This window comes from Streptomyces sp. NRRL S-495 (genome assembly GCF_000966955.1).
Lineage (GTDB): Bacteria > Actinomycetota > Actinomycetes > Streptomycetales > Streptomycetaceae > Kitasatospora > Kitasatospora purpeofusca.
Map to the genome: position 1 here is coordinate 1 of NZ_JZWY01000743.1, position 7893 is coordinate 7893.

The 7893-nt window shown below is 72.7% G+C and carries 5 protein-coding genes; all 5 read right to left on the reverse strand.

Going from position 1 to position 7893, the window contains the following annotated elements; all coding sequences use genetic code 11:
• Nucleotides 1-109: 109 nt before the first annotated feature.
• The 5 genes from VR45_RS32355 to VR45_RS44690 all read right to left on the reverse strand — a co-directional run bounded on the left by VR45_RS32355 (nucleotide 110) and on the right by VR45_RS44690 (nucleotide 7855).
• Nucleotides 110-1249 carry a hypothetical protein gene (locus VR45_RS32355; protein WP_045943448.1) on the reverse strand — a complete coding sequence of 380 codons (1140 nt, stop codon included), beginning with the start codon at nucleotides 1247-1249 and terminating at the stop codon, nucleotides 110-112.
• 5 nt (nucleotides 1250-1254) lie between these two features.
• Nucleotides 1255-3342 carry a methyltransferase, FxLD system gene (gene fxlM / locus VR45_RS32360; protein WP_045943449.1) on the reverse strand — a complete coding sequence of 696 codons (2088 nt, stop codon included), beginning with the start codon at nucleotides 3340-3342 and terminating at the stop codon, nucleotides 1255-1257.
• Between the two features lie 23 nt (nucleotides 3343-3365).
• Nucleotides 3366-4625 carry a lanthionine synthetase C family protein gene (locus VR45_RS32365; protein WP_045943450.1) on the reverse strand — a complete coding sequence of 420 codons (1260 nt, stop codon included), beginning with the start codon at nucleotides 4623-4625 and terminating at the stop codon, nucleotides 3366-3368.
• Entirely contained in the window at nucleotides 4622-7603 is a 2982-nt protein-coding gene (locus tag VR45_RS32370) for a lantibiotic dehydratase (protein ID WP_199926043.1), read from the reverse strand. The genes VR45_RS32365 and VR45_RS32370 overlap by 4 nt, the downstream gene beginning before the upstream one ends.
• An 84-nt stretch (nucleotides 7604-7687) precedes the next feature.
• Nucleotides 7688-7855: an FxLD family lanthipeptide gene (locus VR45_RS44690; RefSeq protein WP_078897040.1), complete on the reverse strand. Its 168-nt coding sequence runs from the start codon at nucleotides 7853-7855 to the stop codon at nucleotides 7688-7690.
• Nucleotides 7856-7893 lie beyond the last annotated feature (38 nt).

Genomic DNA, 7893 nt, shown 5'->3' on the forward strand with positions numbered 1-7893 from the left:
ACCCCGACCACCACCCCGACCGCCGCCACGCCACCCGCAACTGACCTGCCCGAAGGCGGCACAGATCCTCCTGCCCGCACCGTCATCGGCCCACCCGGCACCGAACGGCTCACCGCCCGTGGCGCCTGTGGAGTCCCACATCCGGCGGGCGCACCGCCCGGTGCGCCCGCCGGGCCCGTGAGCCTCCGAGCACCTCGCGGGCACCGTCCAGAGCCCCCTCCAACCGATCGCGGAGTGCAGCGGACAGCACACCGGCACCCAACCCGCATGAGGCGAGGGCCCGTTCGAGTTCCACGCCCCGGGCCGGGTCGAGATTGCGGCGGACACCCCCGTGTGCGAGGAGGTCGCGCAGTGCGTAACCGTCGCCGACCTCGCCCGTTCGGCCGACGAGCTGCGCCAGGAGCCTACGGGCCGCAGGGGTGTCCGGTTCGGCCGCGTCGAGGGCCGTCAGCGCGAGGCGCGTGCCGAAGACGACCAACCCCTGCTCCGGTTCAAAGTCGAGGCAGTGACCGATCGCGTGCTCGGCAGCCCGGTGGTCGCCGGGGCGGCACAGCGCGGTGAGTACCGCTGTGACCGCGTCCTCCCACGGATCTCCCGGCTCGGTACCCTCCAGCAGCGTCAGCGCTGCTGGAGGGTCGCCGGTCGTGGCGGCGGCGAGCACTGCGACCTGGCGACCGTCGAGCATGCGCCGGCCGACGCCTCGGTGCTCCTCGATGTGACGCAGGGCATCCTTCCAGCGTCCGGCGGCGGTGAGCGCACGGGTTCCGTCGGCGATGACGACGCGCCACAGCCACGCCCTGACCTCGGCGCGCTGCTGATCGGTCTCGGTGAGCTCGGCCGGGACGGTGATGCCGTCGAGGACCGCCTCGGTGGCGGTCGCGACGGCGCGGTACAGGTCAAGGAGAAAGTGGTGGCCGCGGTCGTGGTGGTCGGCGCGGATATGGAGCCGGCCGAGGTTGACGACCGGCTCCAGGGCACGGATGGCGCTCTTGGCGGGGAGCGGACCGCGGCTAAGGTGGAGGGCTGCGTGGCGATGGCACAGCTCACGGGCGTACTCGGACAGGCCGAGGTCGGAGGCCAGGAGAGCAGCCTGGTTGAAGACGGTGGACGCCTGGCCCGGGTCGTTCTGCCGGTAGGCCGTGTCGGCCAGCTCCGCGAGCTGGCCGACACGGGCGTCGAGAGGCAGGCACGCGGGCCGGATCCTGGCGACCAGCGGGAAGCACCGGGCGATCTGTCCGGTCGGGTGCACGGTAGCTACTCCCAGGTGACGGTGATCGGGTGGTTGGGCCGGTCCAGAACGAAGCGGCCTGCCTCCCGCTCCTCGGCTTCGGTGGCGTCGGGAAGTTCGATATGCAGCATCCGGTCGCGGTAGCCGGCGCTCCAGGTGCGGGTCTCCTCCGCGACGAGGTCGGCAAGTGCGGCGCCGTCGGGGCCGTGGCCGATGACGCCGGTCTCGTAGGTCTTGCAGCCGTCGGCAGTCGGTTCGCCGGGGCGCAGGGTGAGGTAGGCGAGGGAGGCGCCCTGGACAGTGGCCATGGCGCCCCAGCCGAACATCGGGGTGACGGTGCCGCGTTCGCGGGCGGTGCCGGTGACGTTCATCCGCATCAGGGAGTTGGGCAGGGTCAGGGCCAGCCACAGGTCCTGGTACTCGTAGGTGGTTCCGCCGGGGATGGTCACGCCGGTCCAGGTCTCGTGGCGTCCGCTGTCGAGCACACCGTGCAGTTGGGTTGCGTCGACTGCGGCGTCCTGGTCCTTGTGGACCTGGAGGGTGACGTCACCCTCACGGGTGAGGGTGACCGTGCGGCGGGCGTCGTCCATGCTGCCGCGCAGCGGCATGAAGACGGCAAGCCGATCGTCGACCGACACCCAGCCGGCCTCGCGGCGCTCGAAGGCGATGGAACGGCTGGCGGTGCCGCGCAGTCGCAGGGGCAGTACGATCCGCCCGGTGGGCCTGACCTGCTCCAGCCACGGAGTGGGAACCTCGCTGGTGCTCACGGTGGCGATGACCCGATCGAACGGTGCTCCGGCCGGGTGGCCGAGGGCGCCGTCCCCGAGTACGGCCTCGACGTTGGTGATGCCGGCGGCGGCGAGGTGCTTTCGGGCGCCGTCGACGAGGTCGTCGTCCACGTCCACGGTCACCACCTGCCCGCCGGGCCCCACGATGTGGCCCATGTATGCGGCGTTCACACCGCTGCCGGCGCCGGCCTCGAAGATCCGCTCGCCCGGCTGCGGGGCGAGCTGCTCCAGCATCAGGGCGACAATCGCGGGCTGGGAGGCGGCGCTGATCTGTGTTCCGGACCCGTCGGCCTTGATGTAGGTGGGGTTGTCCGCATATGCGGTCTCCAGCGGGAAACCGGGCAGGAAGTGCTCGCGTCGCACGGTGCGGAAGGCGTTCTCCACCGCACCGGTGCGGATGGCGCCCTGGTCGAGCAGGCGGCCGGTGAGGTCGGCACGCAGCTGCTCGGCGGTCTGGGCGGTGAAAGCGGTGTCGCTGCTGAGCGTAGTCATGTCGGTGACCCTAGTAGTGGTTCGGATGGTGGACATCGAGGGCGCGAGACCCTCGTCGGGACGGAAGACAGCGTCCAACGCCCTTGCGGCCATGGCAGCTTGATGGTCGACCGGCAGGCCGGCGCGGTTGGCGTGGAAGAGGAGGTGGTGCGCGAGGACCGCTCGTAGCCCGCGCGTGAGGCGACCGCCGCGGGCGAGGCCGGCGAGATTCTGCCCGGACTGCTCGAAGGCGTGGACCCAATCCCCGTGATGGGCTAGCGGGGTTGCCTCGCGGGTGAGCGCCCAGGTGTCGAGGCGCATCAGGTGGCGCATAGCGGAGGCCAGAGCGGTGGCACGGGAGCGGGCCACGGTCGGCGGGGCAGCCCGAAGCAGCGCGAACTGCGCCCAGACGTCGCCCTGTTCGTACCAGTCGAGGCCGGCGGCGCGGAACATGGCGGAGGCGAGGACGACGACGGTCTCGGCCCGGCCGAGGGCGGGCGGGTCCGGCTCGGCGGCCCGGGCCAGAAGGTGGCGGCTGTCGGTGTGGAAGAGGCGGTGGGCGATCTCCATTGCGTCGGTTCCGCCGAACGCCTCGGCCTCGGGCTCGTAGATCACGGTGGCCCAGCCCGTGACGAGTCCCTCCTCGGTGAGCACGTCGAGGATCGAGGTGACGACAGGCACGGGGCCGGCTGCCCGGTAACGCAGCCGAAGCCCCTGCTTGCGCATGTACCACCAGTTCTCCAGCTCACCGTCTTCCTGAGCCGAGGCGAGAGCGGGGGCGAGGTGGTGGGCGGCGGTCTGTTCAACGGCGGCGGCGTCGGCAAAGGCGAGGTCGTGCTGGATCCAGCCGGTCATGGGAACGGTCCTCGGTCGGATGGTCAGGAGGCAAGCAGGCAGGCGTCCCAGCTGGTCGCGGGGGTGCTGTCGGTAGCGGGGGCGAGCAGGGCGAGGGCGGTCCCGGCGGCGCCTTCCAGGAAGCCCGGACCTGTCGCCGCCAGGAGACGCTGTGCCTGTTCGTCGGGGTCGGCGTGCGCCGGGTGGGTGGCGTCCAGGAGCAGGGTGGCATCCGAACGCAGCCGGCCGGCGTTGTGCGCGGAGGCGTCGGTGGCGGCCCGGTGAGCGATGTGGGCCAGCCCGGCATAGCCGTGGCAGACGGACAGGTCAGTGATCGTGGCGAGGGCCTCCGAGTCGACCAGCGCGGCGGCCAGCGCGTTCTCGGCGTCGTGGCACAGGCTCTGGTCGCCGAGCGCCAGGCCGGCGAGGTGCTGGGCCCGTGCGATGCCGGCGGTGCCGTAGCACCAGCTGGGCCGTTGCGGCGCGATCGGTCCACGGGTGGCGCCGACCGGGTGTGCCGTGGTGATCCAGTAAGGCCAGGTGTGGCCGTCTCGCCAGCGCTCCAGCCGGGCGAGGACGGTGCGGATCGCCGCGCGCTGGCCTTCGACTTCGACGCCGCGCCGCAGCGCGAGGGCGAGGAGTGCGAGCGGCCCGGCGATCCCGTGCGCGACACCGTGGTTGGCGTGCCCGCCCGGGAAGCGCTCGTCGGGCCTGCCGGACGGACCACTGAGTGTCCACCAGCCGGGCAGGACCTCACCGCCGTGCTTGACGTCCCCAATCAGGCGAACCAGGCATGCGAGCACCCGCCGGATGGCCGTCCCGCCGGGGACCCTGAGCAGCAGGACCGAGCCGACGCCGGCCAGCCCCCGGATCGTGTCGAACTCGGCGAGCGTCGGCAGGTCGCCACGCTCGATCCGGGCCTCGGCCTGCTCACAGCGGCGCACCGTGTCGGCCGCCACGACCTGGTCGAGGTGTGCGAGGGCGCGCCGGTAGGAACCCAGGCGGGCCTGGGCGGCGCAGCCGAGGGCGTGGGCGAGCGCCGGGGCTCCGTAGTGGAGATAGCTGTCCGCTCCGCTGGTGACCGGGGCACCGGCCATGACCGACAGCCAGGCACGTACCGGCTCCCACGGCCCACGGCCGACAGCGGCACGCTCGATGTGGAGCAGGGCGATGCCCGGAGCGCCATGGGCGAGGGACTGTGCCCATCCCGGACGCGACGACCAGGCGGCGGGCGTGGTCGCCGGGTCGGCGAGGAGTTCGGCGATCCGGTCGGACAGCCGAACCGCGCTGTGCGGGGTGGTCACAGGCCACCGTCCCGGGACAGGCGGGCGAGGGCGGCAGCGCGGGTCAGGTACAGGACTTGGGCCTCGTCATCGAAATCGATCCGGTGCGCGCGCACGTAGGAGCAGTGCAGCAGCGAGCCGAGGACGTCATCCGCGTCCACCCCCTCGACATGGGGGCCGGGGAAGAACCGCCGGTAGGCGTCGAGGGCGTGATGGCGGTCCGACCATGCGTCGACGACGGCGGCACCGCCCGGCTCGCGTCGCAGAGCGGCCCAGCCATCGGCAGGATCCGCGAGACGGACCGCCTCGGCGAAGACCGGCCGGGCGACAGGCATCGCCGGCTTGGTGGGGATGTTGGCGACCAGCCAGCGCAGCCCGGCAGTTGCCGATCCGGTGAACCCGGCCGCGATGGCAACCATCTGGGCGGCGAGCAGGGCCTGGCGTTCGGGGATCGCAGGCCGGGACAGCTGGGCGAGCACAGCGCTGGAGTCGGCGCGGAAGACCTGCTCGGCGGCAGCCCACGCAGGCCCCTCGCCCCACCGGCCCGTCTCCGCGTACGAGGTCGGGTACACGACCTCGGACAGCAGGCCGACGTCGTGGAGTTCCGCCGTCCAGGTGCTGATCACAGTGGCGGCGGGGCCGAAGGCGGCCGGGTCTCGCAAGGCGATGCGCAGTCGCACGTGCTGGCGCGGGTCGCGGAAGCGGACGAACCACCATTCCGGTCGGCCGAGGCGCTCCAGCAGGTCGGGAAGGTGGCGGGCGAGAACAGTGTCCTGGCGATCCAGGTCGCCGTAGAGGGAGGCGAGGAGTACCCGGGAGGCGCCGGGGGCGTCTGCGTGGCCGCGTCGCAGGATCCTGGCCGTGGTGGGCTTGGGCAGGCGCGGCCAGGCGGGCGCCCGGGTGGCCGTGACCGGGATGGCGATCTCGTGGGCGCGGCCGTCGGCCCAGCCGAGGTCGGCCGGCTCCGGGGCTTCGACCAGGACCGCGTGCGGGGCGGACCGCAGGTGCTCGCGCAGTAGGACACGGTGACCGGGACGGTCCAGGTCCAGGGGGAGGCCCTGGCTGTCGGCGGCCAGCGTGACGTACCGGGCGACGCGGCGACGCGTCAGCCAGGCCGAGAGCGCCTTGTCCCACTCGATGAAGCCGGTTACATGGAGCGGGAGTTCGGCGGAGGTGAGTCTCCAGGAGGCCGGGGAGAGGATGACGCGGCCGTGCCGCAGCCGGGGCCGGAACGGCACCACGCCGAGGGCACCCCAGGAGAAGCGGGTGACCTGCGCGGTGTGGGCGCGGGACAGCTCGGTGATCAGCCGGGCCAACGGCGGGGTGTGGGTGCGCAGGTTCAGAGCGTGGGTGGCGGCGGCCTCGATCCGCGCCCCGAGTACGGGCGCGGCCAGGTACATGCGCCGCCCGTCGCACCCCACCGCCAGGTCCTCGGGGCCGAGGACGCCGTCGGCGGCGCGGCGGTGCTCGGCGAGGCTGATGACCAGTTGGCCGGTTGCCGCACTGCGGGCGACGTGCCCGGTCGCGGCGTCTAGCGGCGGGAACGAGAGCTGGGCGGTGACCGCGCGGTCGTCCATCGTCGGCAAACCGGTCAACAGGTCGGTGAACGCGGTTCGGTGCTCGGGTTCGAGGAGGTGGAGGAAACGGCCGACCGAGACCCCTGCGGCCCGGGACACCGAGACGACCTCCAGCCGGAAATCACCCCGGCCGAGGGCCTGCCGGGTTCGGGCGTGGATCCGCGCGATGATCTCCAGGTGAGGGGGCAGGCGCGGCTCCTGCGGTCCCAGGTCGAGCGAGGCCAGCAGCGCCTCGTCGAGCACGACCTCGTGCTCGCCGTCCAACGCTGCCCGCTGGGCGAGGACCGCGAGGGCCTCGTCGCGTTCGCCGAAGCGCGGTTTCTCGGACGGCCGGGCGCCGGGGTAGCCGTCGGGCCAGCCGATCCCGCTGTCCGCCACCACGTCAAGCAGCGGCACCAGCGTTCCGCGTCCGTACCGCTCGTAGAACCGCTGGTGGTAGTCCCGCCAGACGGCGGTGCCGGCGGGGGACGCGCTGAGGCAGGTGAGCAGACCGGCCGCTCGGGCGGCCTCGTCGGCCACCGCCTGTGGCAGGACGAGGTCGGCGTCCAACCGTAGGTCGACGACCGGTGCCCGGCCATCGGTTCCGTCGGTACCGACGGGCAACTCGTCGATGCCCGCGCTCCTCAGGGCGGCGAGCAGGTGTGTGTCGGGGTCGGGTTCGGTCGCCGGCGCGTGCAGATTCGTGATCAGTGCCCGGTGGGCGACGAGCTCACTCAGGATGCCGCCGACTCGCTCGGCGGAAGCGACGGGGAACTCGGCGCGGAGCTTGAGCGCCAGGTCCCCCAGGCGGATCGGGTGCCGGGCTTCCGCCAGGGCGAGCGCGACGGGGCGGGTGTGGCGCAGGGTGGTGTCGGCGGCCGTCGTGGCACTTCCGCGCCTGGCGAAGGGCCGGTGCGGGACGACGAGGCGCTCACCGCGTACATGGACGGTGTTGTTCGTCGCCACGTCCAAGTGGGCCAGGACGTCCGGAAGATGCTCCAGCCTCTCGATCGCCTCGGCCAGGCGGGCGGCCGGGACGCTGCGAACGATTCGGTGATCGGTGCCCCATCTCAGCTCGCACGACCGACCGAAGAAGGCGGCCTGCACACCGGCGAACAGTCCGAACGGAGTGGGGCGGCCCGACGCGCGTAGTACGTAGCGGGCCGTGGAGAGAGCGGCTCGGCGTACCTCGCGGGAGCCGGGGTCGGGGTCTTCGGTCAGTTGTCGGACGCGGTCGGCGAGGGTCGGCGCGGCCAGTTCGAGGGCCTCGGCGAGGCGTTCGTCCGCCCATACGGCGCGCAGCCACTCAATTTGGCATGCGGGCAAGCCGGTTGCTTCCCCGAGGTCCGGCCAGGTGGGAACCACGGGGGTGGAATGGGCGACGGCGCGCACCAGCGCCACGTCGGCGGCGCGGTAGGAGGCCGTGGGAACAGGTGGGCGCATTGTCGGCGGACCTCCGAGTCGGGTTGGGCAGGGGGTGGTGGCCGGTGCCCCGGAGCGATCTTCCAGGGGCACCGGCCAGGTGGATCAGTGCACGCCGGTGGTGCAGGCGCCGCAGGTGCTGCCGCAACCGTCATCGGTCAGGATCTGCAGGCTGGCCGCGTCGGCGGTCTCGACGGTGCGGACGTCGAGGTCGAACTCGTCGTCGACGGTGCCCGCGGTAACCCTGGTCCCGGTCGTGATCGTCTGGGCCATGTGTTCCTCCTGTTGGTTTTCCCTTGCGGGACCTGGTG

Coding starts and splice junctions, on each gene's coding strand:
- fxlM (WP_045943449.1), bottom strand. CDS start 3,342: ATGACCGGCTGGATCCAGCACGACCTCGCCTTTGCCGACGCCGCCGCC.
- VR45_RS32370 (WP_199926043.1), bottom strand. CDS start 7,603: ATGCGCCCACCTGTTCCCACGGCCTCCTACCGCGCCGCCGACGTGGCG.
- VR45_RS44690 (WP_078897040.1), bottom strand. CDS start 7,855: ATGGCCCAGACGATCACGACCGGGACCAGGGTTACCGCGGGCACCGTC.